Annotated in this window: 19 protein-coding genes; 8 read left to right on the top strand and 11 right to left on the bottom strand. The window is 63.5% G+C overall.

Features of this window, described 5'->3' with window-relative positions; genetic code table 11:
• Nucleotides 1–21: 21 nt before the first annotated feature.
• The 5 genes from N8H74_RS24135 (at nucleotide 22) to codA (ending at nucleotide 5363) form a co-directional block, all read left to right on the top strand.
• Nucleotides 22–1101, top strand: coding sequence for a patatin-like phospholipase family protein (locus N8H74_RS24135; RefSeq protein ID WP_262150859.1), 1080 nt, complete (start codon nucleotides 22–24; stop codon nucleotides 1099–1101).
• Between the two features lie 95 nt (nucleotides 1102–1196).
• Nucleotides 1197–1553 carry a 6-carboxytetrahydropterin synthase QueD gene (gene queD / locus N8H74_RS24130; RefSeq protein WP_007955941.1) on the top strand — a complete coding sequence of 119 codons (357 nt, stop codon included), beginning with the start codon at nucleotides 1197–1199 and terminating at the stop codon, nucleotides 1551–1553.
• A 192-nt stretch (nucleotides 1554–1745) separates the two neighbouring features.
• Nucleotides 1746–2558, top strand: coding sequence for an alpha/beta hydrolase (locus N8H74_RS24125; protein WP_262150856.1), 813 nt, complete (start codon nucleotides 1746–1748; stop codon nucleotides 2556–2558).
• 272 nt (nucleotides 2559–2830) lie between these two features.
• Complete coding sequence (gene codB, locus N8H74_RS24120; protein WP_262150854.1) at nucleotides 2831–4102, top strand: cytosine permease; 1272 nt, start codon at nucleotides 2831–2833, stop codon at nucleotides 4100–4102.
• Nucleotides 4103–4115: 13 nt separating this feature from the next.
• The gene (codA, locus tag N8H74_RS24115) at nucleotides 4116–5363 is read left to right on the top strand and encodes a cytosine deaminase (RefSeq protein WP_262150852.1); all 1248 of its coding nucleotides are present in this window, start codon (nucleotides 4116–4118) and stop codon (nucleotides 5361–5363) included.
• Between the two features lie 23 nt (nucleotides 5364–5386).
• On the opposite strand, the gene N8H74_RS24110 is transcribed toward codA, so the two are convergent.
• On the bottom strand, nucleotides 5387–6376 hold the full coding sequence (locus tag N8H74_RS24110; RefSeq protein WP_262150850.1) for a diaminopimelate epimerase: 990 nt from the start codon (nucleotides 6374–6376) through the stop codon (nucleotides 5387–5389).
• A gap of 235 nt (nucleotides 6377–6611) precedes the next feature.
• Between N8H74_RS24110 and N8H74_RS24105 the strand changes: the two genes are divergently transcribed.
• Nucleotides 6612–7763 carry an MFS transporter gene (locus N8H74_RS24105; protein ID WP_262150849.1) on the top strand — a complete coding sequence of 384 codons (1152 nt, stop codon included), beginning with the start codon at nucleotides 6612–6614 and terminating at the stop codon, nucleotides 7761–7763.
• Nucleotides 7764–7806: 43 nt separating this feature from the next.
• Here N8H74_RS24105 and N8H74_RS24100 read toward each other — a convergent pair whose 3' ends face one another.
• The 7 genes from N8H74_RS24100 to N8H74_RS24070 all read right to left on the bottom strand — a co-directional run bounded on the left by N8H74_RS24100 (nucleotide 7807) and on the right by N8H74_RS24070 (nucleotide 20226).
• Nucleotides 7807–10230, bottom strand: a complete 2424-nt coding sequence (locus N8H74_RS24100; protein WP_262150847.1) for a TonB-dependent receptor — start codon at nucleotides 10228–10230, stop codon at nucleotides 7807–7809.
• 98 nt (nucleotides 10231–10328) lie between these two features.
• The gene (locus tag N8H74_RS24095) at nucleotides 10329–11312 is read right to left on the bottom strand and encodes a FecR family protein (RefSeq protein WP_262150845.1); all 984 of its coding nucleotides are present in this window, start codon (nucleotides 11310–11312) and stop codon (nucleotides 10329–10331) included.
• A 40-nt stretch (nucleotides 11313–11352) separates the two neighbouring features.
• Entirely contained in the window at nucleotides 11353–11853 is a 501-nt protein-coding gene (locus N8H74_RS24090; protein WP_217831655.1) for a sigma-70 family RNA polymerase sigma factor, read from the bottom strand.
• A 91-nt stretch (nucleotides 11854–11944) separates the two neighbouring features.
• The gene (locus N8H74_RS24085) at nucleotides 11945–12643 is read right to left on the bottom strand and encodes a class I SAM-dependent methyltransferase (protein ID WP_262150843.1); all 699 of its coding nucleotides are present in this window, start codon (nucleotides 12641–12643) and stop codon (nucleotides 11945–11947) included.
• A gap of 433 nt (nucleotides 12644–13076) precedes the next feature.
• Complete coding sequence (locus tag N8H74_RS24080) at nucleotides 13077–17543, bottom strand: hemagglutinin repeat-containing protein (protein WP_262150841.1); 4467 nt, start codon at nucleotides 17541–17543, stop codon at nucleotides 13077–13079.
• 98 nt (nucleotides 17544–17641) lie between these two features.
• Nucleotides 17642–19369, bottom strand: a complete 1728-nt coding sequence (locus N8H74_RS24075; protein ID WP_262150839.1) for a ShlB/FhaC/HecB family hemolysin secretion/activation protein — start codon at nucleotides 19367–19369, stop codon at nucleotides 17642–17644.
• 416 nt (nucleotides 19370–19785) lie between these two features.
• On the bottom strand, nucleotides 19786–20226 hold the full coding sequence (locus tag N8H74_RS24070; RefSeq protein WP_217831652.1) for a carboxymuconolactone decarboxylase family protein: 441 nt from the start codon (nucleotides 20224–20226) through the stop codon (nucleotides 19786–19788).
• A 208-nt stretch (nucleotides 20227–20434) separates the two neighbouring features.
• On the opposite strand from N8H74_RS24070, the gene N8H74_RS24065 reads away from it, so the two are divergent.
• Complete coding sequence (locus N8H74_RS24065) at nucleotides 20435–20734, top strand: hypothetical protein (protein WP_217831651.1); 300 nt, start codon at nucleotides 20435–20437, stop codon at nucleotides 20732–20734.
• A 107-nt stretch (nucleotides 20735–20841) separates the two neighbouring features.
• Here the strand turns inward: N8H74_RS24065 and N8H74_RS24060 are convergent, their stop codons facing one another.
• From N8H74_RS24060 to N8H74_RS24050, 3 genes are all read right to left on the bottom strand, one after another.
• Entirely contained in the window at nucleotides 20842–22410 is a 1569-nt protein-coding gene (locus N8H74_RS24060) for a diguanylate cyclase (RefSeq protein ID WP_262150836.1), read from the bottom strand.
• 188 nt (nucleotides 22411–22598) lie between these two features.
• Entirely contained in the window at nucleotides 22599–23372 is a 774-nt protein-coding gene (locus N8H74_RS24055; RefSeq protein ID WP_262150834.1) for an aldolase, read from the bottom strand.
• Nucleotides 23373–23387: 15 nt separating this feature from the next.
• Nucleotides 23388–24092 (bottom strand): haloacid dehalogenase type II, encoded by a 705-nt coding sequence (locus N8H74_RS24050; protein WP_262150832.1) that lies wholly within the window; start codon nucleotides 24090–24092, stop codon nucleotides 23388–23390.
• 109 nt (nucleotides 24093–24201) lie between these two features.
• Here N8H74_RS24050 and N8H74_RS24045 point away from each other — a divergent pair, with 109 nt between their 5' ends.
• A complete protein-coding gene (locus N8H74_RS24045; protein WP_217831647.1) occupies nucleotides 24202–25059 on the top strand; it encodes a LysR substrate-binding domain-containing protein in 858 nt (285 codons plus the stop codon).
• Nucleotides 25060–25105: the final 46 nt, after the last annotated feature.

The raw sequence follows: 25105 nt of genomic DNA, 5'->3' as shown, positions 1-25105 counted from the left end.
TTGCCAACGATCGAGACCGGTATGACCGCCATCCACATCAAGTTCCCCGCCCTCACCCTCAAGGCCGGCCCACGAGCCATGGCGCGCATCCGTGCCCAGGGCCTGAACGCCGCCGACGTCGGCACCCTGCCCGGCGCCGCCGGCGGGCCGAAGGCGCTGGGGATCCAGGGGCTGGACCTGGCGCTGTTCGGTGAATGGCTGCCAAGCGCGCCACGGGAACGCTCGCTGATCGGCGCCTCGGTGGGTTCCTGGCGCTTCGCCAGCGCCTGCCTGCCGGACGCCGCCGAAGGCATCCGCCGCCTCGGTCATCTGTACACAGAGCAGAATTTCAACAAAGGCGTGACCATCAGCGAAGTCAGCCGCAGTTCGCAGCGCATGCTCGACGACTTGCTCGACGGCCGCGACGCGGTCCTGCTGGACAACGCCCATTACCGCCTGAACATCATGGTGGTCAAAAGCCACGGCGGCCTGGCCGACGATCATCGCGGCCGGCTTGGCCTGGCGCTGGGCTCGGTGATCGCCGACAACCTGCGCGGCCGCTCGCGGCTGTCACGGCACTTCGAACGGCTGATCATCCACGACCCGCGCCTGGCGCCACCGGTCAATGCGCTGAATGACTTTCCGTCGCGCTTCATCGCCCTCGACACCGGCAACCTGCGCCAGGCGTTGCTGGCCTCGGGATCGATCCCGATGGTCATGGAAGGCGTGCGCGACCTGCCGGGCGCCGGTGCCGGCACCTTCCGCGATGGCGGTCTGCTGGACTATCACCTCGACCTGCCCTACAGCGGCGACGGCATCGTGCTCTATCCGCACTTCACCGATCGGGTGATCCCCGGCTGGTTCGACAAGACCCTGCCGTGGCGACGGGCATCGGTGGAGCGTTTGCAGGACGTGCTGCTACTCGCCCCCTCCAAGGAATACCTGGCGCGCCTGCCCTACGGCAAACTGCCCGACCGTAACGACTTCAAGCGTTTCATGGGCGATGCGCCGAGCCGCCAGAAATACTGGCGCGCGGCGATGGACGAGAGCCGACGCCTGGGCGACGAGTTTCTCGAACTGAGCGCCAACGGTCGCCTCGCCGAGCGCTTGCTGACCCTTTAGTCAGTGTTTTCCCGCATCGCCGCAGACAAGCTGGTAAACTCGCCGCCTGCCCGAATCGCTGCGGCGAACGCCATCTGAACAGAGCCGAAAATACTGTGGAAATCTTCAAGGAATTTACTTTCGAATCCGCCCATCGCCTGCCCCACGTACCGGACGGCCACAAGTGCGGACGCCTGCACGGTCACTCGTTCAAGGTGGCGATTCACCTGAGCGGCGACCTCGATCCGCACACTGGCTGGATTCGCGATTTCTCCGAGATCAAGGCGATTTTCAAACCGCTGTACGAGCGCCTGGACCACAACTACCTGAACGACATTCCGGGCCTTGAGAACCCGACCAGCGAAGTGCTGGCCAAATTCATCTGGAATGAATTGAAGCCCCTGCTGCCGGAACTGAGCGCGATCCGCATTCACGAAACCTGCACCAGCGGTTGCATCTATCGCGGCGAGTAACCCGTCCAGACGTCCCTGAACACCCTGTGGGAGCGAGCTTGCTCGCGAAAGCGCTGCGCCATGACACGGCGCCTTCGCGAGCACGCTCCTCCCACAGGGATAGAAGGCGCCTCAGTGTTTGATTGAACAGCCCCCGAGGCTGTTTTTTTACGCCTATGCTTTTTGGTTCGAACCCGCCAAGAGGACAGGCCCATGACGGACTGGCTGCTGGATCAGGTCTTTGATTTCAACGGGCGACAGATTCGCCACGGGGTGCGCGGCGACGGCCCGCCACTGGTGTTCGTGCACGGCACGCCCTTCTCTTCCTATGTGTGGCACCGCATTGCGCCGCATTTTTTCGCCACCCATCGGGTGCATTACTTCGACCTGCTGGGCTACGGACAATCCGAGCAACCGGACGCCGATGTCTCCCTCGGTGTGCAAAACGATTTGCTCGCGCAGTTGCTGGAGCACTGGGGCCTGCAACGCCCGGATATGGTTGCCCACGACTTCGGTGGCGCCACCGTCCTGCGCACCCATCTGCTCAACGGCAAGGATTACCGCAGCCTCACTCTGATCGATCCGGTTGCGCTGACGCCCTGGGGTTCGCCGTTCGTGCAGCACGTGCGCGAGCATGAGGCGGCGTTCAGCGGCCTGCCGGATTACATCCAGCGCGCCATCGTGCCGACCTACATTGGCGGGGCCATTCACCGGAATATTCCCGATGAGGAACTGACGCCCTATGTGCAGCCGTGGCTGGGCGATCCGGGGCAAGCGGCGTTCTACCGGCAGATTGCGCAGATGGATCAGCGCTACACGCTGCAAGTGCAGCCGCTGTACCCGACGATCCGCTGTCCGGTGCAGATTCTCTGGGGCGAGGACGATCAGTGGATTCCCATTGAGCGAGGACGCGAGTTGCACAAGATGATTCCCGCATCGCAATTTCACCCGATCCCGAATGCCGGGCATCTGGTGCAGGAAGATGCACCCGAGGCCATCGTCGCCGCCCTGCTGCGGTTCCTCTGACCCCAAAATGACCCGCGGGAGACAGCCTGCTGGCGACAGGGCCGGCACATCCAGCATTTGTGTTGTATGACACAACGCCATCGCCAGCTGGCTGGCTGGCTGGCTGGCTGGCTGGCTGGCTGGCTGGCTCCCACATTGTGCCTGGGTGTGTGCAGGCGCACCGCTTTCGCGCCAAATCCGCCACCTCGTCTATACATAATCCCGTCAATCCGTGACTGGCACGACCGCTGCAACCTCTTCGCGTCCTCCCCCTTCCAGCAAGGAACGCCCCCATGACGCAAAACGATCCCGGTAACGATTACCCCCTCAGTGAAGTGCCGATGCACGCGCGTAAAGGTCTGGCCTCCACGGCCATGGTGCTGCTGGGCTTCACCTTCTTCACCGCTACCATGTTTGCCGGCGGCAAGCTGGGCGTGGCATTCAACTTCGGCGAAATGCTCGCCGTCATCGTCATCGGCAACCTGCTGCTCGGCGTGTACGCCGCAGGCCTGGGTTACATCGCCTTCAAGAGCGGGCTGAATTCGGTGCTGATGGGGCGATTTTGTTTCGGTGAAGTGGGGAGCAAGCTCAGCGACCTGATCCTCGGGTTCACCCAGATCGGCTGGTACGCCTGGGGCACCGCGACGGCGGCGGTGGTGCTGGGCAAGTATTTCGATCTGAATGAAGCCACGGTACTGGGGCTGATGGTGCTGTTCGGCCTGGTGTTCTGCGCCACGGCGTATGTCGGTTATCGCGGACTGGAAATTCTGTCGTACATCGCGGTGCCAGCGATGATGTTGCTGCTGATGCTGTCGATGTGGGTGGCGACCGTGAAAGTCGGTGGCCTCGACGGTTTGCTCAGCGTCGTACCGACGGGTTCGCTGGACTGGTCGACCGCCATCACGCTGGTGTTCGGCACCTTCGTCAGCGGTGCAACCCAGGCCACCAACTGGACGCGCTTTTCCCGTTCGGCGCGGGTCGCGGTACTGGCCAGCCTGATCGGTTTTTTCATCGGCAACGGCCTGATGGTGCTGATCGGCGCCTATGGCGCAATCGTCTACCAACAACCCGATGTGGTTGAAGTGCTGCTGTTACAGGGCTTCGCCATGGCGGCGATGGCGATGCTGTTACTGAACATCTGGAGCACCCAAGACAACACCATCTACAACTTCGCCGTCGCCGGCTGCAACCTGCTGCGCACCGGTCGCCGCAAGACCGTGACCCTGGCGGGTGCCGTGATCGGCACGGCGCTCGCGCTGCTGGGCATGTACGACATGCTGGTGCCTTATCTGATCCTGCTCGGCACGGTAATCCCGCCGATTGGCGGCGTGATCATGGCGGACTTTTTCTTCCGCTGGCGCGGGCGTTATCCGCGTCTGGCCGACGCACGGTTACCCGCGTTCAACTGGCCGGGGCTGGCGGCTTACGCGGCCGGAACCTTCGCTGCGTTCGGCTCGCCGTGGGTCGCGCCGCTGGTCGGCATCGCCGTTGCCGCGTTAACGTATATCGCAGTGACCGGCCTGCTCGGCGCCCGCAACGCGGCCGCCCCTCTACAAGATCTATAAAAGGATTCGCCCGATGCACATCATCAACGCCCGATTGCGCAACCAGGACGGTTTGCACGAGTTACACCTCGAAGACGGCCTGATCCGCAGCATCGCGCGTCAGACCGAAGCCCCGACCCTCGGCCCCGACGACCTCGATGCCGGCGGCAATCTGGTGGTGCCGCCCTTCGTCGAACCGCACATCCACCTCGACGCCACCCTGACCGCCGGCGAGCCGCGGTGGAACATGAGCGGCACCCTGTTCGAGGGCATCGAATGCTGGGGCGAACGCAAGGTCACCATCACCGAAGAAGACACCAAGACCCGCGCCAAGAAGACCATTCAGGCGCTGGCCGCCCACGGCATCCAGCATGTGCGCACCCACGTCGACGTCACCGACCCACAACTCACCGCGCTCAAGGCCATGCTCGAAGTGCGCGAAGAAACCCGGCACCTGATCGACCTGCAAATCGTCGCGTTCCCTCAGGAAGGCATCGAGTCGTTCCGCAACGGCCGCGAGCTGATGGAAGAAGCCATTCGCATGGGCGCCGATGTGGTCGGCGGCATTCCGCATTTCGAGTACACCCGCGATCAGGGCGTCAGTTCAGTGAAGTTCCTGATGGACCTGGCCGAACGCACCGGTTGCCTGGTGGACGTGCATTGCGACGAAACCGACGACCCGCATTCACGCTTCCTCGAAATGCTGGCCGAAGAGGCGCGCAGCCGCGACATGGGCGCCCTCGTCACCGCCAGTCACACCACGGCGATGGGTTCCTACGACAACGCCTACTGCGCCAAGCTGTTCCGCCTGCTCGGCCATTCGGGGATCAGTTTTGTCTCCTGCCCGACCGAAAGCATTCACCTGCAGGGGCGCTTCGACAACTTCCCGAAACGCCGTGGCGTGACCCGGGTCAACGAGTTGCTCGAAGCCGGCATGAACGTGTGTTTCGGCCAGGACTCGATCGTCGATCCGTGGTATCCGCTGGGCAATGGCAACATCCTGCGGGTGCTTGAGGCCGGGTTGCACATCTGCCACATGCTCGGTTATCGCAACCTGCAAAGTGCGCTGGATCTGGTGACCGACAACAGCGCCAAGGCCCTGCACCTGGGTGAGCGTTACGGGCTGGAACAGGGGCGCCCGGCGAACCTGCTGATCCTGTCGGCGGACAGCGATTACGAAGTGATCCGCAGCCAGGGCCTGCCGCTGTATTCGATCCGCGCGGGCAAGGTGCTGATGAAACGGCAGATGCCGGTGGTGGAGTTCAGTGGTGCGCAGATCTGATTGATGTGTCGCGATTGTAGGCCTCAGCCAATCAACCGCGCCGTACCGAACAGTCTGACGCGCACCAGTTGCCCCTCCGACTCTTCCAGCAGAATCGGCGCCGTCCCGCCGGGCATCACCACGTGCACCTCTCCGGCGGCCACCCAACCGACCCGCCAGGCCGCGCACGCCACCGCGCTGGCGCTGGTGCCGGATGACGCCGTCGGCCCTTCGCCGCGCTCGAACACCCGCGCGACGATGCGTTGAAGGGCTTCGCGCATGGCCCATTGCAGGTTGACCCCGGCCGGACACGGCTGGCCGCTGCCCGTCGGCATGGCGTAGGCGATCCGGGTCAGGCCCTCGCTCAGCGCCGCTGTGCGCATTTGCTCATTGCTCGGCAGCGCGGCGACGTCACTCACCAGCGTGACGCAATGGGGATTGCCGATGCGCACGAATTGGCTGTGGCCCCAGGCCGCGTCGAGTTGCGCCAATGGCTGGACGCGGCTCACCTGGCAATTCTCCAGCGTCACCGTTGCAACATTGTGCGCGCCGACAGCCTCCGGGCCGAAACCGGGTTGGCCGAGGTCGAGCCAGAAACCCTGCACATCCGCGACCTGCGCCGGTTTGACCGAAGTCGCCACCGGCGACAGTGCGTCAGCCTTGTCGTGATGCACCTGCAACGACGCGCCCTCTTGCGGCATCAACCCTTGCTCAAGCAGCGCCTGGGAAAAGATCGTCAGACCGTTGCCGCTGCGCTCGGCGAGCGTGCCATCGGTGTTGACGATCAACACATCGAACGGCAGCGATGACTGAAACGGGCCGACCAGCAAACCATCGCTGCGATGGGCCTTGGCCCCCACGGGCCGCTGCCCCTCGGGCCAGTCGCAGCAATGAGCCACGGCGGCCAGGCTCCAGGCCTGCCGCAATGCTGCACACTCGGCGGCGCTGACGGGCAAATCAATCCCTGCTTCGCGTAACGCCTGCGGCGAAACCACCCCGTAGAGATTGCCCCGTGCATCGTAGAACTGCGTCATGAACCGGCCTTCAGTGAATATCGATAGCGCACCACTCTACGGCAACACACTCCAGCGTGGGAGCGGGCTTGTTCGCGAAGACGGTCGGTCGGGCCATCCGTTACACACGGTGACTGACTGAACGAGTCGGCTGTGCAAGGATGTCCGTCCGCCCCCGATGACCTGCCCGCCCGATCGAACCTCGACGCGCGATCACTGTCCTTCGGGGACGCGATGTTTTTTGCCAAGGATCGATATGACCAGCCTCAACACCCAAGACACGTTCATTCCCGGACGCCTGCAACAGATGTCCACGCGCATCGCCTTCTTCATCGCCGGGCTCGGCATCGCCGCGTGGGCGCCCTTGGTGCCGTATGCCAAGGCGCGGGCCGGGCTCGATGAAGGGACGTTGGGGCTGCTGCTGTTGTGCCTGGGTGTCGGCTCGATTCTGGCGATGCCGCTGGCGGGGATTCTCGCCACGCGCTTCGGCTGTCGGCGGGTAGCGACCGGTGGCACCTTGCTGATCTGCGCGGCGCTGCCGCTGCTGGCGACGGTGTCGTCGATCCCGGCGTTGATCGCCACGCTGTTCATGTTCGGCGCCGGGCTGGGCACGGTGGATTCGACGGTCAACCTGCAAGCGGTGATCGTCGAGCGCGCCAGCGGCAAGAACATGATGTCGGGCTTCCACGGCTTGTTCAGCCTCGGCGGGATTGTCGGCGCGGCGGGCGTCAGTGCCCTACTCGGCCTCGGCCTGTCGCCCCTGGCGGCGATGCTGGTGGTGATCGCGCTGCTGATCGCGGCGCTGTTCAAAGCGGTGCCACACATGTTGCCTTACGGCAGTGAAAGCTCGGGTCCGGCGTTCGCGGTGCCCCACGGGATCGTCCTGTTCATCGGCGGCATGTGCTTCATCGTGTTCCTCACCGAAGGCGCGGCGCTGGACTGGAGCGCGGTGTTCCTCACCGAGGAGCGCGGCATCGACACCGCGTATGCCGGGCTGGGTTACGCAGCGTTTGCCCTGACCATGACTGCAGGACGTTTGATGGGTGACCGCATCGTCCGGCGTCTGGGCGCCACGCGGATCATTCTGTTTGGCGGACTGACGGCGGCGGCCGGTTTGTTTCTGGCCACCTTCGCCCCGAGCTGGCAAGCCGCGCTGTTCGGTTATGCCTTGGTCGGCGCCGGGTGTTCGAACATCGTGCCGGTGCTGTACACGGCGGTAGGCAAGCAGACGGTGATGCCGGAAAGCATCGCGGTGCCGGCGATCACGACGTTGGGTTATGCGGGGATTCTGGCGGGGCCGGCGGTGATCGGCTTTGTCGCCCACGCCAGCAGCCTGAGCTTTGCCTTCGGGTTGATGGCCGTGCTGCTGGTGGCAGTGGCGATTGGCGGGAAAGTGCTGAAGGTTTGAGGATCGCTCCCACGCACGGCGCGGGAACGATCCTCCAGCGTGATCAGAAACCGACGCTGGCCTGTACGAAGAACGTACGCGGCGTGCCGACGTAGATCCCCGAGTTGTTGTCGCTGGAGCGGGTGAAGTACTGCTTGTCGAAGATGTTCTTCACCCCGGCGCCGAGTTTCAGGTTCGACAGCTGCGAACCGAAGTCATAGCCGCCGCGCACGTTCCAGGTCACGTAGCCCGGAATGTCGCCATACTGCCCGTCCGCCGTGCCTTCGGTGATGTAGTTGCCGTTGAAACTGCCGTCGGCGTTGACCCCGGTGCCTGGCGAGCGCTGCTTGGACTGGGCGAACCCGTCGATGTTGTAGGTCCAGCGGTTGATGTCGTAACGCAGGCCGACCGTCGCCACCTGACGCGAATAGAACGGCAGGTCACGGCCCTTGAAGCCCGGAATCTCGCCTTCATAGGTGGCGCGGGTGTAGGTGAAACCGGCGTTGGCGGTCAGGCCATCAAGGCGTGGGTCCAGCGCCGCCATGTCGTAATGCACCGACGCTTCGATGCCCTGGTGCTTGGTCGCGCCGAGGTTGGTCCAGCCCACATCGTTGCTGATGTATTGCAGTTCGTCATCGAAGTCGATGTAGAACAGCGTCACTTCCCCGCCCCACACGTCATCGTTGTAGCGCGTACCGATCTCGTAGGTCTTGGCCTTCTCCGGCTCCAGGCCGTTGGCGGTCTGATCACCCGAGCCGCCCTGGCCGAGCTGGAAGTATTGCAGGCTGCCGAACGAGGTTTCGTAGTTGGCGAACAGCTTCCACGCGTCCGACAAGTGATACATCACGCTCAGGGCCGGCAGCGGTTCGTTGCTCTCGATGCTGCGGTTTTTCTCCGGCACGCGCTTGCCGGCAGTGTCGAGCACGGCGCGGTCGTGCCAGTCGGTGCTAATGTGTTCGAAACGGATGCCCGGCGTGATGGTCCAGTTGCCGACATCGATCTTGTTGTCGATGTAGACCGAATTGGCCTCGGTGCCGCCGGTGCGATCCTGGAACACATGGCCGTCGGACGTCTTGGTGACCACCGGCTCGTTATTGACCAGCGCCAGACGGCTCGACTGTTCGTGCATCGCCTCTTTCAGGTAGCGATAACCGACGCTGACCTCCTGAGTGGTCGGACCGACGTCGAATACACGCGACACACGCGGCTCGATACCGAGGGTGTAATACGAGCGTGGGAACGAGCTGAGGGTTTTCTGATCGCGGGCGGCAATGGTGCTGCCGCGAAAGCTGTCGGTGTAATAGGTCAGCACTTCAGCCTGGGTGCGTTCGTCGATCTGGCGGATCCACTTGAACGAGACATCCTTGCGGCGGCCGCTGAAGTTGTCGTAGTCGCGGTCGGACTGGAACGGCTTATCGTCGTACTGCTTCTGCGTCAGGCCGCCGGGCATGTCGGCGCTGGCGTCGTAGTAGTGGAAATTGAGGCTGAAATCGTCCTGATCGGTCGGTGCCCAGTGGGTCTTGAGCAACACGTCGTCGATGTCGTTGCCGTTGTTGCGCTCGCGGTAACCGTTGCCGTTGACGCCGGAGTACAACAGCGCCATGCCGATGCCGTTGTCGGCGGTGCCGCCGAGAAACGCGGTGTCGATGTGCTTCCAGCCACCGTGCTGGGAGGTTTCCAGGGTGGTGCCGATTTCACCGGTGGTTTTTTCCGGGATCGCGCGGGTGACGAAGTTGATTACCCCGCCGACGTTCTGCGGCCCATAACGCACGGAACCGGCGCCACGTACCACGTCGATGCTGTCGAGGTTGCCGGACGAAATCGGCGCCATCGACAGTTGCGGCTGGCCGTATGGCGCAAACGCGGCCGGCACGCCGTCGATCAGCACGGTGGAGCGTGGTGACAGGCGCGACGTCAGGCCGCGCACGCCGACGTTCAGCGAAATGTCGCTGCCGCCGGTGCCGTTGGCTTCCTGCACCTGCACGCCCGGCACGCGACGCAGCACGTCACCGACGTTCATCGCGCCCTGCTCGACCATCGCTTCACGGCGGATCACGGTACGGGCGCCCGGGTGGTTCTGCACCACGGCGGCGTCGGCGTCACCCAGCCAGTCGCCGACCACCTTGATGTCGGTCACGCCCAGCTCCAGAGGCCCATTGGCGGCGGAAGTCGCGGCGGGCGACAGGGTCACCGAACCTTCGTTGATCTGGTAATCCAGACCGCTGCCTTGCAGCAACTCGCGCAGGGCCTGCTCCGCAGAGAGATTGCCGTCCACCGCCGGCGCCTGTTTGCCGGCGACCAGGTCCGGGCTGAAAAACACCTGCAACGAGGTTTGCTGACCCAGCTCGCTCAGGGCCTGACCCAGCGGCTGCGCGCGGATATGGATGGCGTCGGCAGCAAATGCCAGCGGCACGGCAGCATTGACCGCCAGCGCGAGCGCCAGCGGCAACCAAGGGGATTTTTTGTTTTTGGCGGTGGAGTTTTTCACGTCGAACGTAGTCCTGTGGATCGCAAGAGTGTGCGGCTGTTAATGCAAACCAGTTGCAGTTGAACAGGAAGACGACGAACTCGAAAAAAACCTGAATTTTATTTTGAAATTATTTCCTGACTGCCGTCGGCGAGGGTGCGCACGGCCACCGGCAGGATGCTCGGCAAGGCCTTGAGCAAGGCGTCGGTGTTGTCGGATTTGAACACGCTGGTCAGGCGCAGACTGGCCACGGTCGGGTTGGCGACCTTCAACGGCTTGTCGCGATAACGGGAAACTTCCGCCGCGACTTCGCTGAGGCTGGCGTTGTTGAACACCAGTTTGCCGCTGCGCCAGGCGGTCAGTTCCGCCGGGTTGACCGCATAGGCCGACGCCACCACACCATTGGCGTCGATATGCGTGCCCAGGCCAGCGGTCAGGCTGATGAACTGGCTGTCGGGTGCATTGCGCCCCTGCACCTTGACCGTGCCCTGCTCCACCGCGACCCGCGTTTGCGTGACGTCGCGACGCACGTCGAAACGCGTACCGGTGACCGTGACCTTGCCATTGCCGGCCTCGACCACAAACGGCCGCGAGGTGTCGTGCTCGACGCTGAACATGGCTTCGCCTTCAGCCAGTTCGATGAGCCGGCGATCCTTCTCGAAACGCACCTGCAAACGGCTGCGGCTGTTGAGATCGATCACCGAACCGTCCGGCAGCGCTACGTGCCTGCGCTCACCCAGGGCCGTGGCGAATTCGGCGCTGTAGCCCTGCGGGTGGTTCAGACCGCTGAACAACCCCAGCCCGAGCGCCACCGCCAGCACGCTGGCGGCCACCGCGTAACGCAGCAGCGGACGACGCTCGCGACGACCGGGCGGGGTGTCGACAAGGGCTTGCAGGCGTGGCGCCGGCAGCAGGTCAGCAGCGCTCCACAGGCCTTGCAGCAACTGGAACTCGTCGCGGTGCTGCGGGTGTTCGTTCAGCCAGACGTCGAAACGCTGTTGCTCGTCGGCACTGACGGCCGGCTCCTGCAAACGCACAAACCAGCGAGCCGCGTCATCGCGCACCGTTGTTTGCCCGCACGCACAATCACGAGTATCCATCATGGAATGTCCTGTTTGGCTGGGGATGAAAAGGCGCGGCCGCTCATGATTGCAACCCGTCCAGACGATCGCGCAAATGCCGCAGGGTGCGGATCATATACTTTTCGACCATGTTCTTGGACAGTCCCAGGCGTTCGGCGATTTCCGCCTGGGTCAGGCCTTCGATCTTCTGCCAGACGAAAATCCGCCGGCAGTTGACCGGAAGCTCGGTGAGCGCCCGTTCGATGGAGTCGGCCAACTGGATCGCATGCATGTAATGCTCCGGGTCACCGGTTGGCGACTCACTGAGATCGATCGCCTCCGACTCCATGGCGCCTCGCCGATCCTCACGCCGGTAACCATCCACCGCGATATTGCGCGCGGTCTGGTGCAGATACGCCCGTGGCTGCTGCACCGCCGAAGCATCCGACTCGAGCACCCGCACAAAGGTGTCGTGCGCCAGATCCTCGGCCTGCTGACGATTGCGCAGGCGTCGGGTCCAGGTGCCGATCAACTCTTCGTAATGCTCGAGAAAGCCGGGTCTGCGAGGCAGCATGGGGATCATTGCGGCGTGCTGTGGAAAGGGGCGTGAATAGTAATGCTTCCTATTAAGCCGAAGCAATGCATTCCTCGGAGAGGCCGACGAAGCTCTTGATCTATGGTTTGCGCGTGCAGAACCAGCCATGCATCAAACCAGCCTGGAAAAACTGCACCGGCGCCGTAAACCCCGCCGCCTCTATCAGACCGGCAACCTGCGCTGACGGAACAATCGCCACATCCTTGGCATAGGCGGCACGCGCGCGTTCCAGCATTGCCGGCGGCACCTGAGCCGATGACATCAGCGTCATCCAGTTGCGCAGCAGCGCTTCATAGGCGGGTGATTCGGTGTCAGAGGCGAGGTCGGCGTTCGCCAGGATCGCACCGGGGACGAGCCGATCGGCAATCTCCCGGAAGAACGCGGTGCGCGCCTGCGGCTCGAGCAAAAACTGCGACACCAGAAAACAGGTCGCGCCGTCATGGCCGGGGCCGGTGGGCAGCGTATCAAGATAGCCCTCATGAAAATCGCAACGGGAAAGGAAGCCGCCCTGCGCCGCTCGCTCGCGGCAGACATTGAGCATCGCGCCCGAGGGGTCGACGGCGGTGAATCGCCAGCCGGGGAATTGCCCCGCCAAGTGGGCCAGCTCGACACCGGTGCCCACGCCGACACAGAGGATCCGCGCGTTTTCCGGCAGACCGGCGAATACCGAATCCAGCAACATGTACAGCGCATCGCGGATCGGGGCCATGCCGGCCCATTGCTTGTCGTAGACGGCGGACTGCTGGTCGAACAAGGCCTTGAGTTCGTCATTGCGCATGGAGCACTTTCCTTTGCGTGGTGATGGGATCGCTTCCAGTATCGCAGAGCTGTCAAGCCCCCCCGCCGCACATCACCCCCATTGGATCGGTGTCAACCGCTCCCCCTCACCCCAGCCATCTCCCAAGGGAGAGGGCGCCGACCGAGGTGTCTGGCGTTACACGTCGACCTGAACGCCTGCGCCGATTATGGATTCAGCCATGCACTTCAAGGCTGGCGATCTTCCCGAACATCCCCCGATCGGTCCCCTCTCCCCCGGGAGAGGGCTAGGGTGAGGGGCTGCGATCTGGAGCGAGATACCTGTGTGGGCTTGCTCGCGAAAGCGGTGGCTCAGGCAACTTTGCAGTGACTGAGCCACCGCCTTCGCGGGCAAGCCCGGCTCCCACATTGGAGTAGAGGTGGATGTGGATTGGGGCACATCCACCGTTAGGCTTTCAGCCTCTTTCGTCGATGCCGGCCTGGAGCGTCTGGCTGTCGAAGTGACCGCTGACGGTGACCGGGCCGACTTTCAGGTTGCCGTTTTCGAAGGACACCTTGGGGGCGTTTTCTTCGGTTTTCTGCGGCAGATCCAGCCCGGCCTTGAACCCGGCATCGCGGTTGCTCAGGTCGCTGCTGCTGACGCTGGAGTCGCCAAGATCAACCTGCCCCGCCGTCGACGAAATCCGCGCCCCCACCAGTCGCGTGGCGCCGTCGACCGTGAGCTTCACACCCTGACTGCCGCTGATGCCCGAGGCCTGCCCCACGCTGTCCTTGCGGGTGTATTCGCCCTGGGCCTTGAGCGTCGGTTTGTAGTCGGTGCCGGCGAGTTGCCCCTTGTCGTCCGCCGGCTTTTTCTTGCCGGTGATGCCCAGGTCCACGTCGACTTTGGCTTCGGTTTTCGAGTCCTGGCGGCTTTCCACCGTCAGATCACCGGACACCTGACCGGTGACGGTTTTACCGTCGATCCGCGCCCCGGCCAGTTGCGCATCGCCGGCGCTGTTGAGCGCCACGCTGTCAGCCTTGATCTGGCTGTTCTGCTGCGTGGTGGCTTGCAGATAGTCCACGCCAACCTTGGCACCGGCATTGAAGCCGTGGTCGCTGCTCGGCTTTTCGTCTTCAGCGGTCGGTGTGCTGCTGCTCAGATTGCCACCGGCATTCAGGGCGACGTTCCAGTTGTTGCGACTTTCCGTGGACTGCGCCGACTCCATCACAAGGCCGCCCTTCTGCGCATCGACACTCACCTTCGGCCCGCTGACCTGAGTGCCTTGCAGATGAACCGAATCACCACTCAGCGCTATCCCGCTCTGGCTGTTCAACTGTCCGCCGGTCAGGGTCTGGGTGTTTTCGTCGACCCGACCGATGTTGAAACTGGCGTTCAGATTGCCGCCCTTGTCGAGGCTCTTCTCGCTGCTGGTCTTGCTGCCGCCGGCCTTCAGACCGCCGCCCAGATTGCTGCCGGTGGCGACATGGCTGTCGGTCGCCGCTTGCAGATCGAGCTTGCCGCCGGCCTGCACATCGATGGCGCCAGCGCTGTCGACTTTCGTGCCCTGCTGAACCTGATTGCCGCCGCTGCTCAGTTGCACCGGGCCGTTGGCGGAAATGCTCGCGGCCTGCGCCTGGCTGTCTTCAGTCCGCTTGCCGGTGTGGTCGAGCTGGAACCCGGCGCCGAGATCGACGTTGGTGCCGTCAGTGCCGGGCAAGGTGCCGACCGTCAGCGAGCCATCGCCGCGCAGGCTGGAGCTGTCGCTGGTCTGGCGGTCATTGGCCTGATTCAGCGCCAGATCGCCGCCGGTCTTGATGCTCACGCCGCCCTGCCCACCGTCGAAACGGCTGCCTTCGAACTGCGCGTCGCCGCCGACCTTGATGTTCACCCCCTGGCTACCGGCATAACCACCGACCACTGCCGTGCTCTCGTCCTTGCGGGTCTGGCTGCTGCCGCCCGCGCCACTGCCGGCGATGTTCAGGTCTTCACCGGTCTTGGTGTAGACCCGCACGTCGACCTTGGCGTCCACCGATTTATCACGGCTGCTGTGGGTGTTGCTCGCGGCGTCGGCGACCAGTTTGTCCGCGCCGATATTCACCTGGCCGGCGCTGGCGTTGTACCGGGTGCCTTGATCGTGCAAGGTTCCGGCGACATTCACATCCACGCTGCCGCCATCGAAACGGCTGACCACCGCGTTGCTGGCCTGCTCTGTCTTGCCGCTGCCGGCGTGACCGATCGCCACGTCGACACCCAGGTTCGGCTGGCCCAGTTTGCCCAGCGCATCCTTGTCCGGCAGCTTGCCGTCGAGTACTTCTTTGACCACGCCAGCCACCGGTCGGGCGATGTCCTTGTACTCGGCGTTGACGCCAATGTCCGCCGACCAGTTGCTGCTGTCGTGGGAGTTGCTTTCGGTGTTGCTGGCCGCGCGGTTGTCCACTTCGTTGGCGGCGACGTGCAGACCGCTGTCGGCCTTGAGTTGCGCGCCTTCGGTGGTGAGTTTGTCGGCATTGATGGTCAGGCCGCCGCTGCTCTGCACGCTGGTGGTCTGCGCCGTGGTTTTGCTGGAGGTGTCTTTCGAAGTGACATGAGCGAAATCGACGCCGACGCCAGCCCGGTCGAGACCGCCGCTGACATACAAACCGCCGCCAGTGCTGCGCTGTTCGTCAGACGTCTGGTGGCTGTCCTGCTCGGCCAGCAACGCAACATTCTTGCCGCCGAGGGTGGTGTCGCCAGCGGTGGACTTCACCTCGCCGCCCTTGATCGTCAGATCGCCACCGGCCTGTACCTGCACGCTGCCACCGCTGAGGCTGGAGCCTTGGTGAGTGACGTCATTGGCGGTAACCGTCTGCTTTTTGTCCTCGTAGTGCACACCCGCGCGGTACTGCTCGGCGGTGTTCTCCTTGGCGTAGAGATCAAAGCCACGGGACTCGCTGGTGGTGCTGCTGTCGTGGGTGTTCTGCGTCGAATGCACGTTCACATCCCCCGCCGCCTCCGCCGTCAGCGAACCACCGGCCTTGACCGTGGAACCTGCCACTTCGATGTCCCTGGCGCTCTTGAGCTTGAGATTGCTGTCGGAGGCCAGTTCGCTGCGCACGGTGGTGCTGTCCTGGGTGTTCTGCCGTGATTCGTCCTTGGCGACACCGAAGAACTTGCTGTCCTTGTCGTGCTGATTGCTGTGTGAGGTGTCCTGTACGCCATCAATCACCAGCGAGCCGTTGTCGCTGATCACGCTGGCGTCCCTGGCACCGCGTACCTGACTGCCGCTGATACGCACATCGTCGGCCTTGACCACCAGTTTGCCGGCGGCGTTGATCTTGCTGCCGGTGTGCTGGGTCTGGCCCTTGTCGGCGTCGCCGGTCTTGCCGAAGAAACCACCGCCCACCAGATCGCCGGAATAGCGGTTGTCGCTGCTGCGGTTGGTGCGGGTGGCGGTGGTGATTTCCACCTGTTTGCCAGCCAGATTCAGGTCACCGGCGCTGCTCAGCTCGGCGCCTTCAGCGCGCAACAGCGCGGCGGTCTGCAGGGCGATGTTGCCGCCCTTCAACTGGCTGGTGACGCTGCGCTGCTCTTCGCTGCTGTTGTTCCAGTTGGCTTTCCAGAGATGCTTGCGATGGTCGCCCTTGTCGGTTTTGGTGTGGGTTTCGGTGGCAGCGGTCAGACGCAGATCGCCGCCACTTTGCACGCTCAGCTTGTTCGCCGCCTCAACCTTGGCGGCTTGCAGTTCGGTGTCCTTGCCGGACGACAACTGCGCATCGCGGCTGGCGACGATCTGGCTGCCATGCTGGCGGGAATCGCTGTCGGTCTCGACGCGATCATAGGTTTCCCAGGTGATGCCTATCGTGCTGTTGCTCCAGTTCTCGCGCTGTTCCTGGAGTTTGCGGCTTTCGACGGTGGTCAGGGTCAGGTTGCGTTTGGCGTCGACCGTGACGTCGCGACCGCTGACATCGGCAGCGGCGAGCGTCAGATCCTTGCCGCTGTGCAGGCCGACGTCACCGTGACTGCTGCGGATCCCCGCGCGAGTCACGTCGAGGCTGTCGGGCACAGCCTTGCCGCTGACACTCAGGTCGCCGGCCGAACGAATCTGCACCCCGTCGTGCCCCGCCACTTGTACCGCGCCGACTTTCACGCCCGCGCCTTCAGCGGTGCTGACGATGTTGATGCGTCCGGCCTGCATCGCACCGAACAGGCTGGCGTCGATCCGTTGATCGGCGGTGTGGCCCGCCGGGTCCACGGTTTTGACCTGACCGCTAGGGTAATCCACCTGGTTGCGGCCGACGGTGAGGTTCAGTTGATCCCGTGCCGCGAGGCTGCCCTGGCTGTCGATGCGCGGCGCGATCAGGTTGATCGAGCCTTCGCGGTTGGTCAGCCCGCCGCCCTGAATCTGCAGCTGGCCGCTGGCATCACGGGTGTTCAGGCCTTGCAGTTTGCCGTCGTTCAACTCGGGACGGCCGACCACCAGATTGGCATTCGGCGTGTTGATGAAACTGCCGCCGTTGACCGAGATGCCGTTCGGGTTGGCGAGCACGTAATCGGCGGCGCGACCGAAGATTTCCTGGGCGCCGTTGATGGCCGAGGGGTTGCGGCTGATCACTTCGTTGAGGATCACGCTCGCGGCCTGGCCCTGCAGTTGCGGGTTGGCCGCCAGTTGTCCGGCCAGTTGCGATTGCCCGGCCTGCAAGGCGTTGTTCAACACCAGGCCCTGACGGTCGACGTTGTAGTCGAGGAACTGGTTGTGCGACAGCCCGGCGCCGTTCGGCGCGACGATGTTGACGATCGGCACGCCGCCCTGGGTCTGCAATTGTGCCGTGCCGCCAGGCCCCGGTGCGACGACGACACCGCCGGCCAGCGCCGCTGGAATGGCGGCGATGAACAGGCTGCTGATCGCCCAGCGCAGTTTGCCCCGAGGGGAAAGATGAAACGCAAAGGTGTTCACTGACATAAGTCACTCTCCATGTAAGTACGGCGTCACGCTGCGCGTTGGGATGAAGGCCGGGGCTGTCGCGCTCAGATCCGCCGGCTGGTGGGTTGCCTTTGTATTCATATCTGCAGGCCGATCCGCATCAGCCAGGCCTCGGGCTCGTGGTGCAGGCCGCTGGGGGTGTTGAGGCTGCGTTGGTAATCGACGTCCACTTGCAGGTTCTGCCAGGCCAGGTTGAGTCCGACGCTGGCACCGCTCAGGCGCTTGCCCTCGGTGCCGTGATCGGCCTTGATCCAGCCGTGGTCGAGGCCCAGCCGTGGCGTGACCTGTACCGGCCATTCGCGGTGCAGCGGCAGACGCAAAGTGTTGCTCCAGATCGCGCCGCTGGCGCCGGACAGACTGCTGACCCGGTAACCGCGCACGGCGGAATCGTCGGTGCCGAGCAGTTGTTCGATGGCCGGCAACGGGTCGGGGCTGTATTGCAGGTTGAGCTGGCTCTGCCATTGCCAGGCCTGGGTGCCGAACTGGCCGTTGCGCCATTGGCTGAGGCCGGCGCGGTACTTGCGAAACTGTGCCTTGGGCAAGTTGCTGACCTGGCGCTGGCCGTCGTCATCGGCGCCCAGCCAACGCAGGCCCTGGGCGTAGTTGACGTCGAGGTTCCATACCGCGCGGTCGAGCCAGAACAGGTTGAGTCCGGCTTCGGCCACGGTCAGGGTCGGGCTCTGGATGCCGAGCCGGACATTCTCCAGATAGCTGTCGACATCCTTGTGCGCCAGTTGCAGGTTGGCGCTGAGCTGATGGCTCTGGTCGCGCCACAACACGCGGTCGGCGCGCAGGCTCAGTTGATCGGTGAGGCCGGTGCTGTACAGCGTGGTGCTGGGCAGCTTGAACGGCGCGCGGTATTCGGCGTGGCTGGCAAACGTGCTGAACGTCCAGTAACCGTAGGGAATGGCGTAGTAGAGGCTGGCGTTGCGACTGTAGCGATCACCCTGATTGAGGGTGTCGCTGGCGCTGAGACTCAACAAATCGTTGAGTTCCAGTGGGCTGTCGAGGGTCAGGCTCAAGGTGTCGCGGTCGCGCCCGGTGCTGGCGCTGCCGAGGTTATCGGCGCCCAGGCCCAACGCCCAACGTGACTGCCCGGATGTCCGCGAGCGCAGGATGATTCTTGAAGCGCCGGGCTGGCTGCCGGGGGCGATGTCGGCGGTGAGATCGAGGGAGCGCAGACGGTTCAACTGGTCCAGGCCCTGCTCCAGGTCGCGCAGGTTCAACGGCTGGCCGAGCATGCCCGGAAACGCTCCGCCGAGGGATACCGGCAGGCTCTGGTCGGCCAACTCGATCGACTCGATGTAGCCCTCGTCGACCACGATGTCCAGCGACTGCCCCGCCGCCGGCGCACTGCTCAGGTATGGGCGACTGGCGATGTAGCCCTTTTCCACATACATCGCAGTGATCGTGGCCAGCAGATGATTGATCTGGCCGACACCCATGCACGGCGCCAGCAACGGCTTGATGCGGACGTTGAGTTTGTCACTATTGATCAGCGTCACACCGCCGATGCGCGTCCCGCTCAGGGGCCAGCAGCGTTCATCCGGAATGACATGGGCGGGAATCGCCGGTGTGGCGGGCGTGGGGCCGAATGCGCCGCGCTCCAGTTGCCGGCGACGCTGTTCCATTTGCAGTTGTTGCAGATCCCGTTGCTGCTGTTGCTGCTGGCGCAGCACTTCCTGGCCTGGAGATGCAGGTTCGGCCGCGTGAAGAGGCCATTGCAGCGCACTCAACACAAACGCCGAAAACAACCGGCAGGACATGGAAGGACGACGTAAAACAGCGTGAAACGAATAGAGCACGCGGAATCCTTGCTATCAACAGACGAAATACAACTCCATCACTGTCAGTGATAGTCAGAGTGCTTCGTGCAAATTGCAAGGTTCTTTAAACAGCCATTACATTTATTAAACAAATGCCGTTTTTGCTCGAATCGCCAGTCGTTGTGCCAGCAATTTGCAGGTCATCAGGGTTTCCCCGAGGGCTTTTGCGGCAGGCTGTGAAGGTCAATTTCGCCCCTGTCAGCCAGGGACAAACCAGGGTCTGCGGCGCCGTGGCCCTGCCCCATCAATCCCCATAATTGATCGGTGTCCGGGTCAGGGGCTTGCAAATCGCCATGCCGAGTACCAGAGAAACCCCGAGCCTCGGCAACACAAATGCAACATTTTCCTACACCCATCGCGTCCCTGTGGATCAACCACAGGGACCGGGACTGCTGTCAGGCCTGCGGGGTTTTGCGGAAGCCCACCGCCAGACGGTTCCAGCTGTTGATGGTGCTGATCGCCACGGTCAGGTCGACCATTTCCTTGGGCGAGAACTGGGCGGCGACGGTTTCGTAGTCTTCATCCGGCGCGTGGGTCAGGCTCAGTTGGGTCAGCGACTCGGTCCACAGCAACGCGGCGCGCTCACGGTCGCTGAAGAACGGCGCTTCACGCCAGGCCGTCACGGCGAACAGGCGACGCGGCGTCTCGCCACCCTTGATGGCGTCAGCGGTGTGCATGTCGATGCAGAAGGCGCAGCCGTTGATCTGCGAAGCACGCAGCTTGACCAGTTCGATCAGGGTCTTTTCCAGCGGCAGCTTCGAAACGGCGCCTTCCAGGGCCATCATCGCCTTCAGGGCATCAGGGGAAGCGGTGTAGAAATCGACACGAGGTTTCATGGTGACTCTCCGGCAGGGGATGTGAAGTGAATGTGTGGCTACGTTAGTCCCGCAGTCCGGTCAGGCAAATAGCCAATCTCCCGGAAGACGAGGAGTCCACTCGATCACTGCCGGCGCATGAGGCGATGACCGCCTGTCATCCGGACGGCACCCCGGGTTCTGCGCGCCAGACCAATATCAGGTACATACCCTTTTGCGGAGACGCACCATGATCACGCGCAAACTCACTGCCTTATTGCTGGCCGGCCTGCTTGCCAGCGCATCCGCCGCCAGTTTCGCCGCCAATGACGGCGCCGATGCCACAGGCACAAAATCCGGCGCCACCAGCGGCTCGACAATGCCTCCCGACAACACCCCCGGCTCCCCTTCCGGCGGCAACAGCTCCGACGGCCCAGGTTCGGGCACCGGCACCAATGGCGGCGCCAGCGGTTCGGGTTCGGGAGCGGGTGGTGGCACCGGTGCGGCCGGTGGCGGCACGGGCGGCGCCGGCGGGGGGACGGGTGGCTGAACGAACAAGAGCAGGCCGTGGTGAGTACCCGGCCTGCGGCTGCCTGAAATCCCCTTGGCGGAAATGCTGTGGAGGTTATTGGTGGGACAGCTTAGTTGTGGGACAGCTTAGCGATCCGAACGCAGCAACTCGCCGATACCGCCATCCAGCGTCACCACCGCCGCCCGGTTGCGGCCGGCATTTTTCGCCTGATACAGCGCCGCATCGGCCCGTTGGATAAACAGTTCCGGGCTGTCGTTGCCGGCCGGGATAAACGCATAGCAGCCCAGGCTTACCGTCAGATAACCCGTGGGTGAGCCGCTGTGGGTGATGTGCTTGTCCATTACGCTGCGACGGATCTGCCCGGCAATCGCCAGGGCGCCGTTGATGTCGGTGTCCGGCAGCAGCACAGCAAATTCCTCGCCGCCGTAGCGCACCGCCAGATCGGATTTGCGCTGGCAGCAGCTTTTCAACACCTGGGCAACCTGGGTCAGGCAGTGATCACCGGCCACATGCCCGTAGGCATCGTTGTAGCGTTTGAAGAAATCGATATCGAGCATGATCAGGCTCACCGGGCTCGACTGCCGGGCGCCACGGGCGAATTCGATTTCCAGGGAGCGCTCGAACAAGCGCCGGTTGGCCAGCCCGGTCAGGCTGTCGTGGGTGGCGATCTGTTCCAGCGAGCGTTGGGCCTTGCGCAGGTTCTTCTCGATCCGCTCGCCATCGCGCACCTGATGAATGAACACCCAGCCGAACAGCCCGACCCCGAGAATCACCAGGGCAACGATGACGCTGGACTGGAACGCCCTCGCCTGCCAGCCCTCGAGAATGGTCTCGCGGGACGTCGACGCGGAAACCACCAACGGGTAACTGCCCAATTGCCGATACCCGTACAGACGCGGCACGCCATCGACCACCGATTCGATCATCGCGGTGCCGGCCGAGGCGTTGGGCAGCAGCTTGCGGTAGATTTCGCCCTGCGCCAGGGACGTGCCGATCAGCCCCTCGTCGAACGGCCGACGCGCCAGCAAGGTGCCGTCGGTCAAGCCGAGGAACATGGTGCCGTTGTCGTCGAGGCTGAAGCTTTTGAAGAACCGGTCGAAGTACGACATCTTGATCCCGGCCAGCAGCACGCCCTGAAAGTTGCCGGCATGGTCGTTGACGCGTTTCGAGATCGGGATGATCCACTCGCCGTTTTCACGGCTGCGAATCGCCGGGCCGATGTGCGCCACCGACGACACATTCTGCTGATGGAACTTGAAATATTCGCGATCGGCCACGCCATTGCCCCGTGGCAGATTGGGGAATGAGGTGATGAGCCACTGGCCTTCCCGGTCGAACAGGAACAACCCGTGCAATTGCTCCAGTTGCTGCACGCGCCGCGCCAGGGTTTTCTGCAACCGCGGTTTCTGCGCCGCGCCGTAGCCGTCGTCCTCAATCCAGTCGACCAGGCTGGTCAGCACCAGGTCGGCGGCGAGAAACGTGTCTTCGGCCTGCTGCGCCATCGCCCGCGTCAGGTTGGCCGAGGACGTTTGCGCAACCGCCAGATCCTGCTGTCGCGACTGTTCCAGTTGCAGGTAGAGCAAACCGAACAGGCACAGACACACGGCAACGATGAACAGCGCCGCCGCTTTGCGCAGCGGCAAGCGTTTGAGCGCGCCGGGGGCCTGATGAGGATCGTGGGTGGGGAATGGCAAAAGTGTGTCCTGGGCAGGTACGACAGGGGCAAAAGCCCGAAACCCTTGGGTTTTGTGAGCGTAGCCCACGCAATTGTGCGGGGCAACCAAGCGCTACCGACACAACCCCGATCCCATGGATATCGGCGCGCCGGGCAATTGGATGACCGTCGCGCCGATTTATTTTTGCCTGGCTGGTTTTCCCCTTCTCAACCCTGCGCCGACAAGCGTCGCATCGCACTGCGCAGATGCGCCCGCGCACTCTCTGGATCGCCCTCGCGCATCTGCTCATAGGCCCGCTGTGCAATCGCCGCAGGCACCGGTTTCAACTCTCGTTGCGTGGCCATCGCCAGCAGTTGCACCTGCGCGGCGCGCTCCAGGTAATACAGATCGTCCCAGGCTTCGGCGATGGTCGGCGCCGCGATGATCACGCCGTGGTTCTTCAAAAACAGAATATCGGCATCGCCCAGCACGCTGGCGATGCGGTCGCCCTCGCTGTCGTCCAGCGCCAGACCGTTGTAGTGTTCGTCGACCGCCGTGCGACCGTAGAACTTCAGCGCCGTCTGCCCCAGCCACAACAGCGGCGGCCCTTGCAGCAGGCACAGCGCCGTGGCGTGCGGCATGTGGGTGTGGAACGCGACCCGCACCCGTGGCTGCTGTTTATGCAGGCGCGCATGAATGTAGAACGCGGTGGCTTCGGGCTGGCCGTCACCGTCCAGCACATTGCCGTGAAAGTCACAGACCAGCAGGTTCTGCGCCGTGACTTCGGCAAACGCATACCCGTAGGGATTGACCAGAAACAGGTCATCACGCCCCGGCAACATCGCCGAAAAATGGTTGCAGATGCCCTCCTCCAGGCCATGCAACGCCGCCAGTTGAAAGCATGCCGCCAGTTCGTGTCGGGCGGTGATGATCGCTTCGCTGTCCAGATCCAGCGAGGTCGAGCGCACGGGCCGGGCGTTGCCGGTCAAGGTATGAGCCATGGGAAACCTCCGTGATTACCAGCCGAGGGACTCGAACAGCTCCGGCACCTGATCCAGGGTGTTGAGGATCGCATCGGGGCGATAGTCCGGCAGCAATTGGCGACCGGTGCCTCGGTCAATCCACACGCAACGGAACTGCATATCCCGCGCGGCGGTGTGATCGAGCATCGGGCTGGCGCAGATATGCACCACCTGATCGCGGCTGACGCCCAGTTGCTCATGAGCGTAGTCGAACAGTCGCGGTGCCGGTTTGTAAGCCCCGGCCTGCTGCGCGGTGATCACTCGGTCGATGTGCCCGCCGAGCTGGGCGACGTTGCCGGCGATGATGTCGTCATCGGTGTTGGAGACGATGCACAGTTTGAACCCCATGGCTTTCAATCGAGCCAGAGTCTCGACCACTTCGGCAAACGGTGTCATGCGCGGAATCGCGGCAGCCAGCCGCTGGCTGTCTTCGGGCAGGCTCGGCAATCCCAGTTCCTGCAAGGCGAGTTGCAAGCCGAGGGTGCTCAACTCGCGAAATGAGCGGTGCGGCGGCGTTTGTTCGAGGCGATGTTCGTGACGATCGTAGACCTCGATCAGGCGCCCGACCTCGATCCGGTGTTCGCCCTTCTCGCTGAGGATCTGGCCGGCCACCGCTTGCAGACCTTCGTCCCACTGAATCAGCGTGCCGTAGCAGTCGAAGGTCAACCATTGCGGGCGCGGGGTGTTTACCAATGTCATGGAAGCATTCCTCTGGGGTGAGGACTTCAGCTTATGAGCGACCGGTGATAGTGTGAAATTAAATAAATAGCCATATGTCAGTTGCTATTCAAATATCGAGGCCGCCGTCATGCTGGATCTGGAACTGCTGAAAACTTTTGTCTGCGTGGTCGACGAAGGCAGCTTCACCCGCGCCGCCGACCGGGTGCATCGCACCCAGTCCACCGTCAGCCAACAGGTGCGCAAACTCGAAGAGCTGGTCGGCCATGCCCTGCTGCTGCGCGATCGCACCGGACTCAATGTCAGCGTCACCGAGCACGGCGAGTTGCTGATCCATTACGCCCGGCGCCTGCTGGCCTTGTCCGCCGAGGCCAGCGAAGCGCTGTCCAGCGAACTCGATCTGGAAATCCTGCGCATCGGCATGCCGGAAGACTTCGACGCCCGGCGCATGGCGCTGATCCTCGCCGGTTTCACCCGCAGCCATCCACAGGCACGCCTGGAAACCCTCAGCGGCATGAGCCTCGACCTGCGCCAGCGACTGGCTCGCGGCGAAATCGACATCGCCCTGATCAAACGCGAGCCTGACAGCGGCCCGGCCTGGGCGACATGGCCAGAGCGTCTGGTGTGGGTCAAGGGCGCGGATTTCGACGCATCCACCGGCGTGCTGCCACTGGCGCTGTTCCCTCAGGGCTGCCTCTACCGGCAACGGGCGATTCGCCTGCTCGACGTCGCACAACGCCCGTGGCGCGTAGCCTTCGGCAGCCACAGTCTGACCGGGATCCAGGCGGCCGTGGCCTCGGGCCTCGGGGTTTCGGTACTGCCGGCGTCGGCGGTGTTGCCCGAACATCGGGTGTGTACGGATCTGCCGGAACTGGCACCCACCGAACTGGCGCTGGTCAGCCGTGAAGGGATGCTGAGCGGGTTGCAGCGCGGGTTGGTGGAGTTTTTGCGCGGGGAATTGGGGGTGGATGCCGGGGGATTTGCTTGAGACCAAACCAAAACGGGCACCCGACACGGTGCCCGTTTCTTTACCT

Origin of the sequence: Pseudomonas sp. B2M1-30, assembly GCF_025447575.1 — a bacterium.
In the GTDB taxonomy this organism is placed as follows: Bacteria; Pseudomonadota; Gammaproteobacteria; order Pseudomonadales; family Pseudomonadaceae; genus Aquipseudomonas; species Aquipseudomonas botevensis.
The sequence above is the reverse complement of the archived record's forward strand: the minus strand, read 5'-3'. Positions and strand labels throughout refer to the sequence as shown.